At 38.5% G+C, this 19,550-nt stretch carries 11 protein-coding genes; 2 read left to right on the top strand and 9 right to left on the bottom strand.

The window, feature by feature from the left end; genetic code table 11:
- Positions 1 to 7: 7 nt before the first annotated feature.
- From PUND_RS17055 to PUND_RS17020, 8 genes are all read right to left on the bottom strand, one after another.
- On the bottom strand, positions 8 to 817 hold the full coding sequence (locus PUND_RS17055) for a tetratricopeptide repeat protein (RefSeq protein WP_010389109.1): 810 nt from the start codon (positions 815 to 817) through the stop codon (positions 8 to 10).
- A complete protein-coding gene (locus tag PUND_RS17050) occupies positions 814 to 11,190 on the bottom strand; it encodes an FG-GAP-like repeat-containing protein (protein ID WP_010389112.1) in 10,377 nt (3,458 codons plus the stop codon). Before PUND_RS17050 ends, PUND_RS17055 begins: the two co-directional genes overlap by 4 nt.
- 2 nt (positions 11,191 to 11,192) lie before the next feature.
- Complete coding sequence (locus PUND_RS17045) at positions 11,193 to 12,569, bottom strand: hypothetical protein (protein ID WP_010389113.1); 1,377 nt, start codon at positions 12,567 to 12,569, stop codon at positions 11,193 to 11,195.
- 217 nt (positions 12,570 to 12,786) lie between these two features.
- Positions 12,787 to 13,587 carry a type 2 periplasmic-binding domain-containing protein gene (locus PUND_RS17040; protein ID WP_010389114.1) on the bottom strand — a complete coding sequence of 267 codons (801 nt, stop codon included), beginning with the start codon at positions 13,585 to 13,587 and terminating at the stop codon, positions 12,787 to 12,789.
- A 73-nt stretch (positions 13,588 to 13,660) separates the two neighbouring features.
- The gene (locus tag PUND_RS17035; RefSeq protein ID WP_010389115.1) at positions 13,661 to 13,939 is read right to left on the bottom strand and encodes a peptidylprolyl isomerase; all 279 of its coding nucleotides are present in this window, start codon (positions 13,937 to 13,939) and stop codon (positions 13,661 to 13,663) included.
- A gap of 87 nt (positions 13,940 to 14,026) precedes the next feature.
- Complete coding sequence (locus PUND_RS17030; protein ID WP_010389116.1) at positions 14,027 to 14,425, bottom strand: thiol-disulfide oxidoreductase DCC family protein; 399 nt, start codon at positions 14,423 to 14,425, stop codon at positions 14,027 to 14,029.
- The gene (locus PUND_RS17025) at positions 14,425 to 14,952 is read right to left on the bottom strand and encodes a response regulator transcription factor (protein ID WP_010389117.1); all 528 of its coding nucleotides are present in this window, start codon (positions 14,950 to 14,952) and stop codon (positions 14,425 to 14,427) included. The genes PUND_RS17030 and PUND_RS17025 overlap by 1 nt, the downstream gene beginning before the upstream one ends.
- A complete protein-coding gene (locus PUND_RS17020) occupies positions 14,949 to 16,187 on the bottom strand; it encodes a sensor histidine kinase (RefSeq protein ID WP_010389120.1) in 1,239 nt (412 codons plus the stop codon). Before PUND_RS17020 ends, PUND_RS17025 begins: the two co-directional genes overlap by 4 nt.
- Before the next feature lie 365 nt (positions 16,188 to 16,552).
- Here PUND_RS17020 and PUND_RS17015 point away from each other — a divergent pair, with 365 nt between their 5' ends.
- Complete coding sequence (locus PUND_RS17015; RefSeq protein ID WP_010389122.1) at positions 16,553 to 17,632, top strand: ketoacyl-ACP synthase III; 1,080 nt, start codon at positions 16,553 to 16,555, stop codon at positions 17,630 to 17,632.
- 83 nt (positions 17,633 to 17,715) lie between these two features.
- Positions 17,716 to 18,102 (top strand): SMU1112c/YaeR family gloxylase I-like metalloprotein, encoded by a 387-nt coding sequence (gene gloA2, locus PUND_RS17010; RefSeq protein WP_010389123.1) that lies wholly within the window; start codon positions 17,716 to 17,718, stop codon positions 18,100 to 18,102.
- Positions 18,103 to 18,153: 51 nt separating this feature from the next.
- On the opposite strand, the gene PUND_RS17005 is transcribed toward gloA2, so the two are convergent.
- Complete coding sequence (locus PUND_RS17005) at positions 18,154 to 19,515, bottom strand: leucyl aminopeptidase family protein (protein WP_010389124.1); 1,362 nt, start codon at positions 19,513 to 19,515, stop codon at positions 18,154 to 18,156.
- Positions 19,516 to 19,550 lie beyond the last annotated feature (35 nt).

The raw sequence follows: 19,550 nt of genomic DNA, 5'->3' as shown, positions 1-19,550 counted from the left end.
CCTGACCCTATTTTCCCTTGTTTACTTTTTCATTTCCTTTTTTTGATTTTCTAATTAAATCAATTTCATTCAATAATTTCATCGCAAAAATGTGCCCTTCTCCAGCAGCTAAGTTCAAATAATGATCTCTTTTTATTTCATTATAAATAGGAGAGTTTGACATCCCATATATCCCAGATAGTAAATAGAACTTCTCCCCTTTGAGTGATTTAAAATTGTAGTCTATTAAAAATAAAGCAACTGTCTGTGCTTTTTTATCACTTTGTTCAATTAAACTTATATTGAATAATGTATCAGCATACTGAATCGCGCTTTCCTCACTACCATTTTTAGCAGCATAACTTAAAAGCTTGAGTATTTGATCTTCATCCTTATACTTACCGATTCTATACATTTCATACAAGTTTAGTATTGCATCAACACTCCCTCTATCAGAGGCGAATTTAAGGTATTTAATGCCATTTTCAATATCTTTTCGTGGACTGTCATCTACTAAAAGTGTTCCTAACAAATAGGCAGCAGATATATCTCCATTGTCCGCTGATATTTTTAAGTGATGGTATGCTTTATCGATATCTTTATCTAAACCATAATCGCCAAAGTAATAAATAACCCCGTATAAATAATTTACCTTAAGTGGATTAGTAACTTTGCTGCGTTCCAATGCATATAATATTTGAGAAACGTTTAGTCGCCTATTATGTAAAATATCATTTTCAACCATTTCAATTGTTACATGGTGCTCTTTTTCGAAACCTTTACCTGAAACAATATTGCTAACCAATAAAAAAAATAATATTAGAATTTTTTCCTTCATTTAGTTACGTCGCCTCTAGTAGCATCTAACCTTAGAATTTCAAGCATCGAGTTCCAAAGTGTATTACTGTTATTAATGATAGGATATTCATAATTAACATAAGGCTGTATGCCTGCAGCTGTCATATTTATCTCCCCCCCTACCACTCCAGAGCTATTCATGTAACCTTTAGCAGTAAGAGATTTCAATCCTGCCTCTATTGAGACCTCGTTACCTCCCATATCATTATATGAAAAGTTAACTGGCCCTCGAATAGGTATAGTTGTTGTCGTGATACCATTTTCTAAAGTAGTTGGTCCTCTCACTTTTCTTATTCCAGTGTTAAAACTTCCTTCTTTATAACGCTCATCAAAATACTTTTGGACACTTTGCCCTTTTGTAAATGAAAACCTCATAGATTGATTAAACAAATACTGATAGATAGCAGTCTTAGCGCCGTTGGCAAATTTGCCACCGGAAATAACAGATGCAGTACCACCGATAACGGCTGAAGCAACAGTTCCTTGAACAATTTGTCCTGCAGTTAAGTCATTGCCCCCGGGTAAGAAGCGCCCTCCAGCTCCTTTAGTAACACCTGCAGCAAAGAACCCATGACCAAATTTACCACCTTGTAAATCAGCTATTACTCCACCGGCCACTGCATGTGCGGTAACTTGCCCTGCTATTTGTCCACTAGTTAAGTCTAGTCCTCCAAAAGAATGAGTTGTCGCTGTGGATGGGTTGCTCGCTGCAAGCCCTTTAAAATACTGACCAATCCCATAAAATACTGCGGCTGTAGCGCCAGCTGTTAAACCTGCTTGCAACGCCATGCTAGTACTACCTGTTTTATAATAGGTTAAATGTGATGTAGCAAGTGCAGTAAAACCAATGCTACATGGCCCGCACGCAATAGAAGTAAAAACACCTACAGCTCCAATTGTTAACTGAGTTAATGTTCGGCTGTTTGAAATCCATTTACTAGCTTGGTGAGCAACAAGACCACCAAGAAATCCACCCGCAACAAAACCAGCAATTTTAGTTAGAGCTTTTATAAAATATCCGCTCGGGTCGGTATAACTCAATGGATTATTCAACACATAACTGTACGCGTTGTAGTTTTGTAAATTACTCGGTGCTTGTACTACGGGATCGGCTTGCATCATACGGCCGGTGCCGGCGTCGTAGATACGGCCATTCATGTGGATCACACGATTGTCGCCATCAAGCATCACTTGTTCGTGGCCGGTATAGCCACGGGTATTGCTGGCGATGGCATTAAATGCACTTAAACGACTTGGCAACGCATAATGTAACTCGGCTTCAAGTGCTGTAGGGGCAATCTCTGATTGTTGACCAAATACATCGTAAGCAAAGCGCTTAAGAAGCTTAAAGTTATCATTAGTAATTGCAGTAATCGAGCCTTGATGATCGGTAAATAACCATTTTATGCTAGCATTACCCGCAGCATAATAGGTTTGCATTGCGTCATTACCAATATAACGTTTGATGTATTGATCATTATTGAGCGTGTGATTAACCGTTAGCTCTAACGCCCCTACATAATAAATCGTTTGCTCTGTATCTACTCGTTTATAACGACGGTTATTGGCATCATAATTAAAGTAAGCCGATTTGCCATTAATACTAATTTCTGTGGCTTTATTGCGGCCGCTATAGGTAACAGTACGCCAATTCGTGCCGTTTTTCTTCGCCCATGTTTGATTACCATTTTTATCATAACCAAAGGTTTCGGTCATGGTGCCTTTACTGCGACTGGTTATGCCATGAATAGGTGAGTTTGCCGTTTCGTTATAGCGCTGCTCCCAACCGTCTTTAAGCTCTAAATTACCGTTATCAGCATAGCTATAAACATCTTGGCCATCGACCGTAGTAACACGGTTAAGGTTATCGTAAGCAAAGGTTTGTTGTTGCGATGCGCTTAAATGACGCGAAGTTAAATTACCCATGCCGTCAAAGCTATAACTGTCGGCTTGAATATAGTCAGTGCCTGTACTAATACCCGCAACATGGCCTGCATCATCGTAGCTTACCGTCATCAACTCTTGACCTTTATTGTAGCCAATTACTTGGCCACGGTCGTTGAGCGCATTGACTTGATAATACACACGGCCAAAGCTTGTGCCTTCGCGAGCTTCTTGGCGTTTAAGTACTTGGCCGTTTTGATACGTGGTATGTATGCCGCGTGCTTCTGTGTATTCCCCTGTAACATTACGGCGATAATCATCAAAACTAAGTAGTGGTCTGCCAAACTCATCATAGTTTGTTTGCTGTATTACACAACGACTAGTTAGCGGGTCGTTAAGGCGTGCATCTGTGTAACGTAAATCGTTACTACGAGTGTTAAAGGCCACCATACTGGTACAATTTAGAGCACTTTCAACATTAGTTAAGCTGGCTACCGCGCGGCCAAAGTTATCGTAATAGTAGTTTTTTTGCCATTCATTACCAATACTCTCCGACATCAATTGGTGAACCGTATTACCTGTACCGAACACCCACTGGCTGGTTTGCTCACCGGTGACGGTTTGCTTTGTTTTACGGCCTAGGATGTCGTAGCTATTAGTTGTAACAATGCCTCGTGCATCGGTTTGCGTTTTAAGCTCCCCAAAGGCGGTGTAAGTATAGCGCCAGTTTCCACGGTCTTTATCATTCATTGATTTTTTACGACCTAAAACGTCGTAGGTAATTGTTGATAATATTTGATTATCAGCTGATGAATGAACGGTTTCTAAATTACCTAATACATCATAGGTATAGGTTAAAACATTACCTGCGTTATCGGTAACCGAAGCTGTTTGGCCAAGCGCGTTACTAAGCGTGGTTTTAACTTGCGTGCCCTGTGGAATATCGCCCGTTAAAGTGACGGTTTCTTCCAAGCCACTCAATTCATAGTTGGTAGTAATGTTTGAATTGGGATCATCAATTTGTATTGGTCTGTCAAACACATCATAGCTGCTGGTAATTGCCAACATACCAGGTGATGTTTGGCTCAGTGAACGGCCATGTTTATCATGCTGAGTATAAGTGGTTAACCAATCACCCAATACGGTAATTTTACTTGCCGTTGTCGTGCGCCCTGCTTTATCAATATATTGCTTTTCAACCAATTCGCCATTAACTAGCTTATTAACTTGTGCGATACAATTACTGGTATCGCAATCACTCATATACGTGCTAGTTTGCGCGCCAGTGGCACTGTAACTTGATACTTTGCTGCCAAACACATCATATTGAAAGTACGCTTTAGTGCCATTAACATCGGTTACAGCTGTTGGCTGACCAAACTTGTTACGGCTATTGACTGTTTGCTCGGTAAATAAGTCATTCGCAGTAGATATTGCGTAGCGCCCTTCACTATCAAAGGTCGAAGTTTTACTACGTGTTTGATGCTTTTGCCCAGATACGCCATCACAACTTGGTAAGTTTGCTGTTTGTATTGCAGTTTCATTACCTAATGAATCATAGATATGGGTGGTTTTAAGGAAGCTATCACAACCACCTTGCGGCATCACAATTTCATCTTTAAGCATCCCTTCATTTTGATGGTTACTTGGGTAATAGCTAAACTCAGTATTACGTGTAACAGGTGTTAGTTCGCCTTGACTATGAGTAACTGTGGTCGCACTTAAACGGCCAAAGCGTTTATCGTAATCACTTGTACCATAATTGTTTACTGTAGTAACAGATGACAATGACTCGTTAGTATTAAACGAATCCAAGAAACCTGTGTTTTGCTCATATTTATCGACCGTTAACTCACTCACATTGGCATGTTCATCTTGCACAGTGGTTGTAACAGTACAGTTATAACCACTCACGGTTAGGTCTGTATCAATACGTGCTGAACACTCTTTGGTATTGGCGTTATACACTTGATTGCTGTTTAAGCTATTTGCATTAACCGACGTTACATTGGTATAGCTATTAGCCGCAGAGCTTAGTAATGTGCGGCTGCTACCTGAGACCATATACTTTTCAGTTTTATCTGGCATACCAATAAACGGAAATGCTTGGCGATAATAAGTATTGGTTTCAAACGTGTAACCGTCTTTTTCGGTTTCCGTAGTGAGCTTTCTAAAGCCTAGCCAGCCACGACCACCAAATTGTAATCTAGCGCCAGCATAACGATAATCTACCGATAAAGTATCACTGGGTGACAAAGTACTTGGGCTATCAGTTGTCACTGTTTTAACAAGTGGTGATGAACCTATTAAATCCGTTACATTGAGGTTTTGCGCATCATAAAGCGCTCTATCTGCTGCGGCCGATTGGTTTTCACTTGCTGCTGGGTATTGTGCCGCATTTTCTAAATTATATTTGCTATATAATTGTGGATCAGACATTAAGCCATAGTCTATAACGGTTTTACTGCCATAGCCTTGGCTTACTTCACGCAGCATGCCTTGGCTGAATACTTCGTTTAAATTGTACTTCACTTCTATTTTATGGCCAATTTTAAAGAAAATATCGGGCACGGCATCATGGTTATGATCGGTGAAATACGCATAGTCACCTTCTTCATAATTAATACCAGAAGTATTAAAGGCTAAATCTTCATTTTTATAAAAATACTTAGAGGCAGGATCAAACTGATAAGCAGTCCAAGTACTTGATCCCTCCTCTATAAAGAACAACTCAAGCTTACCATCACGGTTAATATCAATACTAAGCGGTGCAATATGCTCGCTCATATTGCCTACTCTAAATACTTGAGTGAACGTAAGTTCTTCGCCACCCTCGTTTAGTAAGATTTTCCAGTTGTTATCATCTATATCATAAAATAATAAGTCGACTAAGCCATCACCATTAAAATCATTAGGTTGTAAGTGTTTTGCCTTACCACTTCGAATAATTACTTGTTCTAAATCTTTGCCATTATTAGTATTTATAAAGGCTGAGATCTGGTCTACTTCAGTATTACCATCGCACTTGTAGCTGCTACAACCGAGCGTTAGTATATCTGCTAAGCCATCAAAATTTAGATCCAACATGTACCATGGCGTGTCATCTTCAACAAGGTTACGCTGATAACTTATGGTTCTACCTATACGATCATTATTGTGGGTTATGATGCCTAAGCCAACTCTAGATGAATAACTTTGTGTATCCTGCTGCCAAAAACGAGCATAGAGCTTTTCATCATCACTGCCTCTTTTATGAATAATATCGGCATACCCATCGCCATCCAGATCACCAAGCCTAATATCGGTCATATATCTATCAGTACCCGTTAATGCGAGTGAGCTGTAATCTATTGAATTGTTGTTTTCATTAAAGTTGTATTGGCTCCAGTAGTAATCGTTATCACGTGAGTGTTTATCGCGCATGTTAATCCAAAGTACTTGCTTACCATCACTTTGTGGATCAACAGCCATCATTTGTACAATGTCTGCGCCGTCAAATCGATGTATCGTTTTACAAATCTCTGAGTTATTTCCATCAGTGAACGTTAAACATAATAAGTATTCTTTACCATCTACACGCTCTAATGTTGCAAGTTCTGACTTACCGTCGCCTTGTGTATCTATTTGTGTAACAGCCGCAAGTTTATTACCTGAACTGGTATGAAATACAGTTTGATAAGCTTCAAAGTTTAAGCTGTTATTAAATTCATTGTACTTAAACTCAATGGGCTTTTTACACACATAACCGGAACACTGCGCTACAGATTTAAGTAATCGAACTCCGTTTTCGGCATTTTCAAATGTTAAATTGTAATTAAAAAGCAACTCTTCATTGTGGTTATAGACTTTAATGTCATCTAATTGAGCGCGGGCTGTAAATTCACTACCATTTACGTACGCATGACTGCGAATATCACCAGCTTGATATTCAAACACCACTTTATTACCGCTATAAGTAATCTGCTCTAGGGCTTTTTCGCCTGCACCCAAGTTTTCATTACTGGTATAGATAAAGTTGATTGCTGTGCTTTCATTTTCTAAGTTGTCGTAGATTTTACGGATGTTCCATGTCAGTACTTTGTCTTCTGCAATTGCCACTTCTGAGTTTAACGTACCACCATAGTATTTTTTACTACCGTCTTTACCTTCAACAACAAACATTTTTTTGCTACCAGTTGTGGTGTTTGCAATTGTTATTAATAACTGGCTATCTATTTCGGTTTTATAAGTAGCGCCAACTTCGCCTTCAGCATAGCTATCATCGAGTAAAATAAGGCGTTGGCCATCTAAGCAATAGCGATCAGACTCAGTAAACTTTAAGCCACTAAATTGGCCATCTTGCGCAACTGTTTGGCGACAGCGGCTGATAGAAGAACCAGCACTTATACCCCAACCAAGTCCCACTGACGTCTCTGGTGTTTGCGAATCATAAGTAAGTGCTACTTCAGGTTGTACTCCCGCTATTCCTGCAGGTAACGAGATAGGCACCGTATAATTAGCTGAACCGTTTTCAGTTACTCTAAAGCTACCTGATGTAGGTGAAAGTGATGCTGATGTGTTAAGCACATCTATACCTGGCCAATTTTTTCCAGCTATAGATTCATTCAGGGCCACTTGAATAGGAGGTTCTTGTACGCTGGTCGTTACTAAAATTGTGGCAGGATCAGAGCGCTGCGAACATTGCTTTTTGAGCTGGCCAGTTTTAAGCGTTACTTCAATACAGGCTTTAACCCAAAATTGATATTCGCCATTGGCCAAATCAATAGCATAACGATTGTTAGTTACCGAGGCTAATAATCGCTCACTCTGTGCATTTCTAGATTCGCTTAATTCAAAAAAGACCGTATTTGAGGGATAATTAAAGCTTAATTCATATTGACCTGAAGTGAGGTCTGTATAATTAATATTTGGTTTATCATTTAATCCATCTCGAGGATCTAATGGGTTTTGGCCTAATAGTATTTCCACTTCGTCGGATAAATTATCACCATCGGAGTCAGTTTCATATTGGCAGTTACGTGAACTTAAACAAAAATCATAGAAGTAATAAACCGTGTTATGCGCAACAATATCAAACCGATAGGCTGAAAAAATTAGTTCATCAATTAAAGCAGCGCGTGTTAAACCTTGGTTTAACTCTGCTAACCATTGCGCTTTAGTTTTGGAGTTAATAACAGGGTTTTCACTTGCAAAAAACAGTACATACAACTTATTTATAAATACACTATTACTATCAGTTACCGGTAAGTTAATTAAACCTTTTTCTGAGTTTAAAAATGCATTAATGAGCTCAGTATTCCCTATACCTAACTGCTGTGCATAAGCAAAGAAAGTTAACTCAGCTTTTGTTGGTGCTCGCTGTAATAATGCATAAAACAATTTAGTAATTTGAATAATATTTTGGCTTTCTTGTGATGGCTCCCAACCGTCTGGCTCATTATTTAACAAGTTTTTTATGAGTGAATTATCAATGTCATTCCATTGTAATGCATTAAGCGTAACGCTATTTCTATCAATGATATGTAGTTGTTGATCGTCTGTTGTGATATATAGTTTATTACTTGCCGATACAATAGGTTGCTGGCTAATACCGCTTGGAAAAATGTACTGCCACTGAATAGCTCCCGTATTTTGATTGAGCGAATAAAGCGCGTTATCCATAGAGCCAACATAAATGTTTTTATGTTGATCAATTTGTGCAGCGGCTTTTATAGGTCCACGGGTCTGCGTTACCCACTGTTCTACACCATCATGGTTTAATGAATAAATATTATGATCAAAAGAGCCTACAATTATATTATCACGCCCATTTTTAGTGGTTAATAATGGCATAGCAATAACTTTATCACCGGTGGTAACTTTCCAACGTTCTTGTCCTAAAGCATCAAGTGCATATATGTCATTACCACTTCCCACGTAAATTGATCCGGTTGAACTTACTGCTGGTGCATGTAAAATCATATCAAAACCAGTATTAGCACCGGTATTATCAATGATAATTGACCCTTTCTGAGCATTTAATACGCCATTACTTAATTCTAGATACAAACCGCCATTGTTTAACCCTTCAATCACTCGAGGAGGGGCTTTAAATTGCAGCTTGTATTCATTTACATAACTAAGTTCGGGACTGCTATTTAAAAAATTAATACTGTAATTAAAAACTTCAGCGGTATTTCTTAATCGAACATCTAAATTTAATGTTTTGGAATTAAAACCCAATCCTTTTATATTTAAACAGTTACTACCACAGCTACTATCAATTTCTGCTTGTTGTATATAAGCGGGGATATGATTAAAGGTAAGGAGCTGACCTTTAGTACAATTATTTTGGCTATTACAAGCAGATATTTGATAGGTATAATTACCTAACATAGGCTCGCTAATGTGGGTAAATAACCCATTCAAATTGTACAGTAACTCTTTAGTCGCGGTTTGAGCATCAGCAGCATTTCCCTGCCAGCGCTCTAATTTATAATAACTAGTTAAGCCATCATTATTATTTTTCCAGCTAATTGAATAAGGGCCACTTTGTTGTAAATTATGAGTACTAAATATTGGTGCCGAAGGTATAGGTTGAGGATTATTTACTGTGATTGACTTACATTCAGCACCTGTACCTACAGAGCTTTGCTGTAATTTACCATCATAAGTATTCTTTGATGAGGCACAATAGCGAAACACTTTGTTATGCTCATTAAAACTTTTTGAGATAGATACATTTGTACTTTGGCTTGAATACTCACCATAAAATTGTTCATTCTCATAAAGTGTATAACTTTGTGCATGGGCAACAGGGTTAATTTTTACAGTATATTGGCCATTACTTTGTGTACCAATTGTAACCGATGGTGTTGCAGGTGATGGCAGTGCAACTTTGCTTGTTACAGCAGCGCTCGTTTTAGACTTTCCAGCAGTGTCGGTAGCTATAAGCTGAACGGATACATTACCTGCAGTTTTAGGTCTCCAAGTAAGGCTAAATGTTTTATGCTCATTATTTTTAGCTGGTAGAGGTTGCGGGCTGCTCAGGCTCGGGGTCACGGTAACCGTTTGATCTTTGCCATTTACTAATAATTTTAGGAGCTGCAAAGCATGAGTTTTGCTTGTTAATGCACCTATTTTTGCTGTTAAGGTAACAGGCTTATCAAATGGCAAGGAGGCTGGTAGTTGCTCTAACCTAACACCAAAAGGAAGTAATACATTTACAGGCACATTTGCATGTGCTTTTAATCCATATTTATCTTCAACATATAAATAATAAGAGTTATTAGCTACTGAACTTTTATTAATGGAAACGCTACACTTCGGAACCCCTACATTACAAGACTTCAGCAGTTTACTACCACTACACTTTGTTGCAGTGTTTGGAAGACTCCCAGCAGGATATTCACAGATCTGATAATCTTTTAAACCTTGAGCATCACTAGCTTCTGCAGTTATTGTAAACTCTTCATCAATAAACGGAGTTGAATTGCTTGTTTTAATAGAAACTGTTGGGGTGTCGTTGAGAATGATATTTTTAAGCTCTTTAAATACAGAGGTGCTGCCATCACTTGCTACTGCTTTAAAAATTGTGTTGCTGGAGACTCTTAAATCAAAACTACAACTAAGATTAGTACCAGTAGTAGCACATGTTGATTGATAATAAGAGACCGGATTACAGGTGCTGCCAACGCAAAAGTTAAATGATTTTATTTGATTAATATTTTGTTTATCATTATCTTTTGCAGTTAATGTGAATTTTATACTACTGCCAGAATTAACTAATTTCTTATCTGAAATTAGGGTGACTTCAGGCGATGTGTTTTTCTCAACAACATTTACTGTTGCTACGGAACTTGGAGCGCTTTTTATACCAAAGCTGTCTTCAGCGACTGCGGTGAATTTATATTGACCAAGTGCAGTTCCTTGGAATGAAAAGCTGCAATTGCTAAAGTTAGATTTACAGGTATGGACGACTGTATTATCTTTTTTAATTTTTAAATTATTAATATTATTATTAGTTCTAATTCCTTTGTAGGTGATATTTATATTTTGATTCTTATAAATTGTAGATGTTGAAATAGGTTTAATCAGCTCTACTCTAGGCGGAATTTCAGATATAACGGTTATTTTTTTCGAGCAAGTTCGACTAAAGCTAGTTCGAGTCTGAGGCCTATAAAATGAAAATATTGATTGCAGTTGAAATACCCCCTCACTTCGAGCTGTAAGTAATATTTTATCTTTTAACCCTTGAACAAAATTTCCATCTTGATAAATTATTAATTCATTAAATTTAATTGTTGAGTTAACAGGAAACGGCCCACTATACCCTTCAAGTTTAGAAACAGTTATTAAAATAGGTTTATTTACATAAACAGTAGCTTCGTTATTATTGCAAACATCATTATAATCAACCGCTGAATAAGCATTATTAGAAAAAAACAGTTTACAAAGAGCGAAAAATAGAAAAAAGCAATTTTTGTTCATTATTACAATTCCTTTTGCCATGCAATATCTAACACTTGCGGCGGTGTACTTTGAGTATCATCGCTGCTCGTTGTAAAAAAACGTTGTACGCTTGAAAAAATATCATCGCCTCCTCCTGAGCCTGAAGAAGGTATGAAAAAAGCAGTGACTTGATTGGGCGCTGTGCGCAGCAGCAGTTCGTTTTGCTTTGAAAGTTTAGCATCAGATAATATTGGGTTATTGCGATAATCATCAGGGAGTATAAATTGGTTTGTTATTGTTAATGTTTCAAGGTTATATTCAGTAACTAAACCAGTTGTTGTTACACTTAACAAACTATTACTATTATTCGCATCACTTGAAAAATAATTTGATTGAGTAGTTACTTGATTTTTTGAAGCTATAATACTTGAAGGTATTTGATTAATTATTGGACTGGCAATAACGGTACTGCTTGTATTCTCACATATTGTATCTGCCGAGTGCATTGATGTTTTACATATTTTTCCTGCGCCATTGATCAAACTTACACTGTAGTATAAATAACCATTACTACTTATTGGTTTGTTTGCTAAAACACCATTAAGGCCTTTACTCCAAATAATTTGCGATTGATTATTAATTTTGTGCAAAAAGCCATCCTGCGTAGCAACATAGGTAAAATCACTCTCGGATAAGATTGCTCTTTCTATAATATCTAAGCCTAAATTCATAAGTGGTTGCAGATTACCGCTTAATTCAACAGGTTCAATAACTTTTGGTTTATTAACTACGACTGCTAAATGTTGGGTTTGAGAAAAGCCAAAGCCGCTAGCTGAAATCTCAAAAACACTATAATCATTTAAAGTGATTGATTTACTGCCACTTGACGAAAGTGATTTGTAATCTGTTCCGTTAACGTTTAAGTTCACTGAGCTCGCACCAGTTACATCCCAATTTACAATAACTTGCTCGCCTTGATTCACCTTGATTTTATCTGTACTAAAGGAAGTAATCTGTAGGGGTAAGCTGATAATGTTATTAACATTTGTCCAGTGGGCGCAACCATACTGATGGCAGCCTTTTACACGAAATACAGCCCCACCACTTTTGTCAGCGCGATATTCATTGGTTAAAATATTATTTGATATTAGCTGCCACTTTCCATTAATGAGTTGTTCAAGGATATAGTAATTACTATCTGAACTTTTTGTCCATTGGAGTAAGTATTCGCTCGGTGTTTCTTTTATGGTTAAATATGGAGCACTTTCTGGGTATATATCAATAGGAACAAATACAGTTATACCTGATATACCAACAGGAGCATAAGCTTGTTTAAACTCTTCTTCAGCTGCTGCTATTAAGGGCAAACAAATTAAAAAAGCTAAAACTGAACGCAAAAAAAATTGCAGGCGGGTCATTATAATCCTTTATTAAACCATCATCATCCTAGTAAAATAATAACCTAAAATAGAAACGTAAAGAATAGTACTTTTGGCTTGTTTTATGAACCCAGAATGAATACTGCTTTTAAATGTAATAAGTCACTAAAATTTAGGGTACATATTACATATTTTTAAAGCTTTGAAAAAAGCTAGTGCAATAAGACCTTTGCAGCACGAATTCTTTTTACTTATGTTATTTTAATTTAAATACTGTTCGCTGACTTAAACCAAGCCCGTCCTCAACATCATGGTAAAAATGCGTGTAGAGGGCATCAAGCTCACCTTTTTGTGCTAGCTTTGTTAAACCCTGCTGTAATAAGTCGATAATTGCTTTATTTTTTTCGTTTGCATAAAAGTAATAAAAATTATCGTACTGCAGCATAATATGTGGCTCAACTACAAAGTTGTATTGTGGACTTTTTTGTATTTCAGCTCTAATCGCAGTTACTGAACGAGGAAAGTAATCGCCAAGTCCTTCATCTAACGCTTTTAACATGCTTTCATAACTCAAATCACCATTAACTGTTAAGCCATTGTTCTTTAATACATAATAATCAGACCAACTTTGCTTTTGTAAGGCTATAAACGGCTTTAGTTGTTCAAGGGTTTTTATATCTGAAAATTCGCCCAGCCGGCTTTGTTTTATCATCAGTAAACGTTTTGAGTGCAAGCCATTGTATATTGGAAAGGTTGTGTGTACGAGGCTATTTGCTTGCTCTTTTGACATACTTAACCAAGCAAAATTAATAGCCCCATCGTGCTTTAGCTCTTCTAATACTCGCTTGGTATTCATCGGCTCAACACTATAACTAATATTGAGTTTTACATTCATCTGCGCAAAGCTTTTTTCTAATAAGCTCAAAACATAGTGGTTTCTTGGCATATTAGGTGTGCTTGGTTTTCCTATTTTTAGCGTCACAGTTTGCTCGCTGCCACATGCAAAAAAAGACAGGGCAATGAGGATAACACTGCAGCATAAATTAAATAGCTTCATAGTCATTCCAAGGTGTTTTAGCAGTTATAAAATGAGAAATAGTAAGTATAGCGGGAACTTAAAATTCCGCTTTTTAAGTGCGATAAAGCACCTTAATCACATGCCAACCAAATTTTGTCTTCACTAAATGCGGCTCTAAAATTGCACCACTAAAAGCAACTTTATCAAACTGCGATACCATTTGGCCGCGTCTAAACTCACCTAAATCACCGCCCTTTTTGCCCGACGGACAAGACGAATATTTTTTAGCTAAGGTTTGAAACTTTGCGCCTTTGCCTAATTGCTTAATGATGTCTTCTGCAATCTCTTTATGTTTTACTAAAATATGCAGTGCGTGCGCTGTATTTGCCATGAAAAAGCCCTTAAAACCTATTTACTAGTAATTAAACGTCGAGATTTTAGCACAGCCTAAGTGATCCAGCACTTGCTAAAAATGTGGTTATAAGTAGTGATCTTCATCTTTTTGTTGAGGAATTCGACAGTACTGGTATTTACCAAATAATGTATAACGGTTTTTAGCCACTTTGTTATAAAGCCAATCAGTCAGCTTTCGTGGTAATAACTTAAATACGCTAATCAACTTCCACGGATAGCCTAACTGACTGAACACTCGAAAAACGGCTTGGCTGCGGGTATATGGCTTTTGTGCTTCTATATAAACCATCGAAGTAAAATCGGTAGTGGAAAAACCAAATTGAGCAAGTAGCGATTGCCCTGCCGGCGATTGCACACTGCACAATTTAAATTTTATGCTCGGATCGTGAGCTATAACAAAATTGCACCATGCACTACAAAGCTTACATTGCGCATCAAATAAAATAATTTTTTGATTTTGCATTACTGCTGCACTGGTTTTTTTTGTAATTTACGCTGCAAGGTGCGCCTATGCATATTTAGCTGCCTTGCGGTCATTGATACATTACCGTTATTACTATGTAAAACATGCTGAATATGCTCCCACTCTAAACGCTCGGGCGACATAACCCCCTCAGAAATTTCAGTTACTGTCGTACTTGCCACCTCAACTTTAAGTGCTTTTAATAAACTTGCCATATCAACAGGCTTAGTTAAATAGTCATTAGCACCTAAGCGCATCGCCTCTACCGCCGTTGCTATACTTGCAAAGCCAGTCAGCAATACAATATGTGCATGAGTGAGTAAATGCCGCAGCGGTGCAATAAGCGACAGTCCATTCTCATCAGCCAGTTTCATATCTAATAAAATACAATCAGGCTGTTGCTGGCGAGCCTTTAGAAGTGCATCAGTGTGATTATGAGTGATCTCGCAGTTAAAACCGTGCTTAGTTAGCCGCCGTGCCAACGTTGTCGCTAAATTAATATCATCCTCAATAATAAGTAGCTTCATGCTTTTGTCTCTGCTGTTAATAGTGACATCGTTATCTTTGCAACCGCTCCGCCTTCGGGGTGATTATATACCGTTAACGAGCCATTTAACCGCTCAAATGTCACATTTGATAACATAACTGCGATCCCCATGCCTTGCTCACTAGGCATTAACTGCCCACCTAACTCTGCTAACTCTGAGGATGAAAAACCAGCACCAAAATCACGAATAATTAACGCAATGTTTTGTGCGTCAGGTTGCTGCCAACTTAGTTCAAGTTGCACTTGGGCGTTTTTTTGATTAGCAAGTACTGCATTTTGTAATAAATTTAAAATTGCAGGCAACAGCATAGCGTCACTTTGTAATGTGGCTTCAGGTGACTCGTTAAGCCAGTTTATTTGTTGATTGGGGTATTGTAATAGTAACGTATCATGAATTTGATTTTGCAGCTGCTCTGCTTTAATGGGTGATTGAGTGTTTTTATCTCGTAACTGCGTTGAGAGCTTTCTAAAGTCGTTAAGCTGAGTGCGGCATTGCAATAGCGGCGTTTGCATTTGCTGAATAACTTCATTGTTAGGATGCTCTTCTAAAAGCTCTTCAAATAATAATTGTAAATTAGCAATTGGTGTTGCTAATTGATGAGTAATTTGCGCCGCTGCGCCATCAAGTGTTACCAGTTGTTCATTGCGTAACTGTTTTTCTCTAACTTTGGCAATAGTGCGTTCACGCTGTTGCAAAGCGCGGTTCATAGCCCCTATAACTAACGCAATTACGCAAGCACTTATAACAAAATTAACCCACATACCAATAAAATGACCATTCATATTCATTTGGTGCATACTGTGTTCGGGCATTTTAATTAATAATAAGCTATAGGCGGCAATGGCCAATACAGCAATATAGGCAAGCCCTCGAGCGCTTAGTGTGATTGCAGCTATCATAATTGGCAGCAACAATAACGACACAAATGCGTTAGTTGCACCGCCGCTTAAAGACAACAAAATAGTTAAAAAAAGCACATCGGCGGTCAGTTGCATTAACATGCCAATTGGCTTTGCTTGGCTTACATGCCGGTAGGCAAATACACTGGCTAACTGAAAAACCGCCTCAACAGCAATAACCCCTAACAACGGCATAAGTGCAATTTGATGTTCTAGTAAAAAATACACACTGAGTACCGCAATAAGCTGAACAACGATGGCACCACTGCGCAGCATTAATAATCGGCTAATAGCTGGGTCGGTTTTAATTAACACAATAGGGTTCCTGGATACACTTGATTTTATTATTCATGATTAACATGCTTTTTTTATTGTAATTATTATACACTAAACCGCCTTATAGTATCCGCTCGCATAGCTGCACTCAAGCATACGTCACAAGTACTTTAAGCAAGTGTTGAAGGTGATGGACTAGCTTATAAAAAGCACCTAAGCTAAACACTCATTTAATTTACAAAGTAAAAACTTACAATTAACCTTTCACTAAAAATACAACAAACAATTGGTAAAATAGCAGTAATTACAGCTCTATAGCTGCTATAAACTAGAGTTAATAGCTAATTTTTGTTATAACGTATTCATAAGACGAACACGTCATACCACTTTTAAGAGAGCACACTATGCCTTACGCACATATCACTGGTTGGGGCAAATGCATTCCACCAGCCAGCATCAGCAACGACGAAATAAGTGAAATTGTAGATACCACCGATGAGTGGATCACCACGCGTACCGGTATCAAAGCCCGTAGAGTTAGCCATGTAAGTACTGCCGAGCTTGCTAGTGTGGCTGCAAAACATGCTATTGCTTGCGCTGGCGTAGATGCAAAAGATATCGATTTAGTTATTTTAGCAACGTGCACCCCCTCAACAGTAGTTGCAAACACTGCCTCATTAGTACAAAAAAATATTGGCGCCACTGGCGCTGCAGCCATGGACACCAATGCAGCATGTTCTGGTTTTTTATATGCTTTACAAGCTGCGACAGCGCAAATTCAAGCCGGTATGATCAAAAAAGCCGTAGTTATTGCCGCTGAGCGCATGACGTGGTACGTAAACTGGGCACGACGCGATAGCGCAGTATTATTTGGTGATGGTGCCGGTGCCGTTGTGCTTGAAGCAGCAGAAACACCTGCAGGCTTATTAGGAACTAAAACCGGCTGTGACAGCGAAGATCGTGATATTTTACACATTACTAATTTTGGCAGTGATTTAAATAAATATGAGCCAATTGGCCCATCAGACCTTTTATTTGAAGGCCGTGAAATATTTAAACGTGCCGTTAAAGGCATGAGTGAAGCCTGTGACGACGTGCTTGAACAAGCCAACCTTAAGTTAGACGATATCGATGTACTAGTTCCGCATCAAGCTAACTTACGCATTATTCAAGCAATTCAAAACCGTTTAAAGGTTGAAGACAGTAAAGTAATGGTTAACATTGGCGAATACGGTAATACCTCTGCTGCAACGATTGCCATTGCGCTGTGTGAGGCCGTTGAGCAAGGTTTAATTAAGCCGCATGCCAATATTATGTCGGCTGCATTTGGAGCAGGCCTAACGTGGGCGGCAAGTTATATCAAATGGGGCGAGCGAGTAACCCCCATTGCTGTTAGCGATGCTAAACTTCCACCGTGTGATAAAACAGGTTTAGAGCTTGTTGCACCAGCTGTAAAAGCGTGTAAAGACGCAGAGCCTAGCTAAAAGCTAACATTACACCAAGCAAATATGTATTGATAAACAGCGCACTGCTTTCAGTGCGCTTTTTTGTTTTTTAAGGAAAATATATGCAACTACTAGGCATTCATCATGTAGCCATCATTTGTAGCAACTACCCACGCTCTAAACATTTTTATAGTGAAATATTAAAACTCACGATTATTAATGAGCATTATCGAGCAGAGCGTCAGTCTTACAAACTCGATTTAGCTTTACCTGATGGCAGTCAGTTAGAATTATTTTCGTTTAACGATGCGCCGAGTAGACCAAGCTACCCCGAAGCACAAGGACTTAGACATTTAGCATTTAAGGTTAGTAGTGTAGAAAACAGTAAAACGTATTTAGAGTCGCATGGAATCGACGTAGAAGAAATAAGAGTGGATGAAACTACCGGCAAAAAATTCACCTTTTTTGCCGATCTAGATGGTTTACCCCTTGAGTTATATGCGCTTTAACATCAAATAACTCAAGGCAAGGTATGTTTGATTTAGTTAACCCTAGTTAGGTTAGTTAAATCGATTTTGTAGGTAAGTAAATACTGCACGAATGCCCAGAGCTTCACCACCTGCAGGGCGCCCTGGTAATGCTCGTAAGTTCCATGCCATTACATCAAAATGAACCCATGGTGTGTTTGGCTCTACAAATTCTTTCAAATAAAGCGCAGCGGTTATTGCGCCACCAAATGGCGTACTTGAACAGTTAGTCATATCAGCCACATCGCTTTTCAAAAATGGGGTGTATTGCTCGAATAACGGTAATTGCCAAACAGGGTCGTTAACTTGCATCCCCGAATCCATAATCGCATTAGCGACATCACGTTCCGTTGAGAAGAAGCCTGGCAGCTCTGTCCCTAAAGCAACACGGCACGCACCAGTTAAGGTAGCAAAATCAATAATTAATTCAGGCTCATCGTTTTGTGCTTCGCTCAAAGCATCACACAGAACTAGTCGTCCTTCTGCATCAGTATTATCTATTTCGACCATAATACCTTTACGGGTTTTTATTACATCGCCAGGGCGAAATGCATTACGCGAAACAGCATTTTCAACCGCAGGTACTAAAACACGAAGACGTATTGGTAAGTTAGCAGCCATGATTAATTGAGCCAAGGCGATAACATGCGCAGCCCCACCCATGTCTTTTTTCATGTTACGCATGCCTGAACTTGGTTTTAAATCTAGCCCACCTGAGTCAAAACATACACCTTTACCGACTAATGTAATTTGTGGCGCATCAACCGCCCCCCACTTCAAATCGAGTAAACGCGGTTTGTTTTCACTTGCACGGCCTACCATATGAATAGTTGGATAATTTTGTTCTAATAACTCATCGCCAACCCATTGGGTAAACTCGCCGTCGAATGTATCAGCTAAATCGCTCATTACCTGTGATAAGTGCTGCGGCATCATATCGGCAGCTGGGGTATTAACTAAGTCGCGAGCTAGATTAATTGCATCTGCTTGTTGTTTTACTTGTTCATATAATGTTTTATCGGCAATGCCAAGCTGAGCTTTTGCTGTGGCTTTTTGTTTATACTCACTGAACTCATAACCACCTAACACAAAGCCTAAAGCAAGTTGAGAAACTAAAGACTCATCACCCTGAATTTGATAGCAGCCTGTAGGTAATTTACTCGCAAGCTCGCCAGCAGCCCAAAAATCATCGACTCGTTGCATAATACAAAATACTTGGCTTAATTCACCGGTTTCTGCGTTTGGTATTAACGCAAGTCCTGACTTTTCAAAATCGGTATTTGCAAGCCACTGCCGCACAAAGCTTGGTTGCTGAGTAAGCCAGTCTGTTAATTCATTTTTAACAATAAAAGATAGAGGAATTCCTGAAGAGGTATGACGAAGTAAAGCGCTCATTAATGACTCACATAATAGAAAATGATGTCCTAGCA

The sequence above is a fragment of the Pseudoalteromonas undina genome (assembly GCF_000238275.3).
Taxonomy (GTDB): domain Bacteria; phylum Pseudomonadota; class Gammaproteobacteria; order Enterobacterales; family Alteromonadaceae; genus Pseudoalteromonas; species Pseudoalteromonas undina.
The sequence above is the reverse complement of the archived record's forward strand: the minus strand, read 5'-3'. Positions and strand labels throughout refer to the sequence as shown.

What these genes read in the sequence shown, in the direction of transcription:
- PUND_RS17055 (WP_010389109.1), bottom strand. Translation starts at nt 817, where the DNA reads ATGAAGGAAAAAATTCTAATATTATTTTTTTTATTGGTTAGCAATATT.
- PUND_RS17050 (WP_010389112.1), bottom strand. Translation starts at nt 11,190, where the DNA reads ATGAACAAAAATTGCTTTTTTCTATTTTTCGCTCTTTGTAAACTGTTT.
- PUND_RS17045 (WP_010389113.1), bottom strand. Translation starts at nt 12,569, where the DNA reads ATGACCCGCCTGCAATTTTTTTTGCGTTCAGTTTTAGCTTTTTTAATT.
- PUND_RS17040 (WP_010389114.1), bottom strand. Translation starts at nt 13,587, where the DNA reads ATGAAGCTATTTAATTTATGCTGCAGTGTTATCCTCATTGCCCTGTCT.
- PUND_RS17035 (WP_010389115.1), bottom strand. Translation starts at nt 13,939, where the DNA reads ATGGCAAATACAGCGCACGCACTGCATATTTTAGTAAAACATAAAGAG.
- PUND_RS17030 (WP_010389116.1), bottom strand. Translation starts at nt 14,425, where the DNA reads ATGCAAAATCAAAAAATTATTTTATTTGATGCGCAATGTAAGCTTTGT.
- PUND_RS17025 (WP_010389117.1), bottom strand. Translation starts at nt 14,952, where the DNA reads ATGAAGCTACTTATTATTGAGGATGATATTAATTTAGCGACAACGTTG.
- PUND_RS17015 (WP_010389122.1), top strand. Translation starts at nt 16,553, where the DNA reads ATGCCTTACGCACATATCACTGGTTGGGGCAAATGCATTCCACCAGCC.
- gloA2 (WP_010389123.1), top strand. Translation starts at nt 17,716, where the DNA reads ATGCAACTACTAGGCATTCATCATGTAGCCATCATTTGTAGCAACTAC.
- PUND_RS17005 (WP_010389124.1), bottom strand. Translation starts at nt 19,515, where the DNA reads ATGAGCGCTTTACTTCGTCATACCTCTTCAGGAATTCCTCTATCTTTT.